The 1,705-nt window shown below is 52.3% G+C and carries 4 protein-coding genes; all 4 read right to left on the bottom strand.

The genetic code is table 11. The features are described from left to right. A partial coding sequence (locus F8N00_RS17825; RefSeq protein WP_421018726.1) for a hypothetical protein occupies positions 1-267 on the bottom strand: 267 nt, incomplete at its 3' end. A 50-nt stretch (positions 268-317) separates the two neighbouring features. Beyond that, positions 318-875, bottom strand: a complete 558-nt coding sequence (locus F8N00_RS17820) for a guanylate kinase (protein WP_023468286.1) — start codon at positions 873-875, stop codon at positions 318-320. Continuing rightward, on the bottom strand, positions 865-1,335 hold the full coding sequence (locus F8N00_RS17815; protein WP_421018725.1) for a hypothetical protein: 471 nt from the start codon (positions 1,333-1,335) through the stop codon (positions 865-867). Before F8N00_RS17815 ends, F8N00_RS17820 begins: the two co-directional genes overlap by 11 nt. Positions 1,336-1,348: 13 nt before the next feature. Further along, the coding region (locus tag F8N00_RS17810) for a glycerophosphodiester phosphodiesterase family protein (protein WP_421018724.1) at positions 1,349-1,705 on the bottom strand (357 nt) is incomplete at its 5' end.

The raw sequence follows: 1,705 nt of genomic DNA, 5'->3' as shown, positions 1-1,705 counted from the left end.
ATGTGTATAAGAGACAGGGTAGGGATAGATACCGTAAGCGGTCGTTGCGGTCCGTCCGGTCGCTAGCGGTAAGGCATGAGAGATTCCCTCTTGTTTTGGGATCGCGACAGCGGCTTCTCGTTCAAATTGACGACTAGACGGATCCGTCACGACCTTGACGATGTAGTGCGCTGTTGCCGTCTTGACGGACCAGACGGCTTGGCGCGATCGACCAGATAACTGTCTTTTGCTTACAACGTGCGTGAGTAAGGGATGCAAAGGTAACATGAAGACTCCTTTCTGACATTAAAAAGAGGACGCATCTTGCGTCCTCTTCGTCATGCCTGTGGAATGTAGCCAGCAATGATCTCAAGCAGATCGGCATACGCTGTCTCAAAATCGATGTTTTCAATCATATAATCATAATGATCGCGTTCTTTCCACGCTTCCTCGTAATCGACGAGTCGCGCTTCAAACTCCGGTGTATCCCCGCGCATCAACAGTCGTTCCTTCATCAAGTCGGGTGGGACCGAGACGAAAATCGTGATCACTTGGTCGCCAAACAAACGCTTGAAGTTCGCCGCCCCTTTCGGATCAATGTCCTTGATGACGATTTGATCCTGTTCGAGGACATCGACATACGCTTGACGCGGTGTCCCGTACCACGCCCGGTGGACGTGGGCGTATTCGATGAAGCCGTCGTCTTGGATCAATTGTTGGAACGTCTTGACGTCGACGAAATGATAGCTTGCTCCATCAATCTCTGTCGGTCGTTTCGGTCGGGTCGTCACCGACGGGATGAACCGGACGTGCGCGTATTCCGTTCGCAGACGTTTGATCAGGGAGGACTTTCCGCTGCCCGATCCACCAATCAAGAGAATGATTTTACCTGACATCGTTTTCCCCCTGTTGTTGTGTCGTGAAGTAACCTGTAAAGCGAAGAGCGAACTGTTCGAGTTCACTATCGACGACCGTTCCGTAAATCGGTCGAATGACGATTAAATAGCGTTCATACGAGATGATCCGGGATGTCTCGTTTCGTGTCATCTGGACTTGTTCTTCCGGATAACTCTCGACGTAATACCAATCGACCGCAATTCGTTCATCGGATGGGGTCTCATAAATCCAGGTCACCGTCGTTCCATCCGCAGGAAGGGTGCTTTTCAAGGTGAAGCGCTGAATCTGCTTCAGTTCCCATTTCGCTGACGCAAGTCCTGCCTGATAATCCGCAGGGCGCATCGGTGTCGTCGTCACTTGCTTCGGTTTTGGTTCCGGCAAGCGGGCAAAGCCAAGCTGAAGTCCGACGAATAAAGCGACGAGCGACAAACTGATGACGAATACGTATTCCTTGCGCATCCCTTCCTCCTCCTCATCCTTCGAATGTGTCGCGCATCCCTTTTGGATCATTGACGATGACGGCGTCGACACCGATTCGTTGCATCTGCCGGACATCCTCGACCGTCTTCGGAGTGTAAACCCGGACCGTGACGTCTTGCGCGTGAGCGAACGCAACGTCTGCTTCCGTCACCCGTCGATAATCGGGATGGATACCGGTCGCACCAATTCGGAGGGCTTGTTCTTCCGGATGATAGATCGGATACGGATAGAGAATCGCTGTCTCAACGCGTGGGTCGAGCTTTTGGATCAAGGCAACCGAATAATGGTTGAACGAACTGAATAACAGCCGGTCGGTCGCGATGCCGTGTGCGGCACAGCGTTCAAGGAC

Source organism: Exiguobacterium sp. A1_3_1, from assembly GCF_048985645.1.
GTDB lineage: Bacteria > Bacillota > Bacilli > Exiguobacteriales > Exiguobacteriaceae > Exiguobacterium_A > Exiguobacterium_A indicum.
This window is presented reverse-complemented; position numbering and strand designations above follow the sequence as displayed.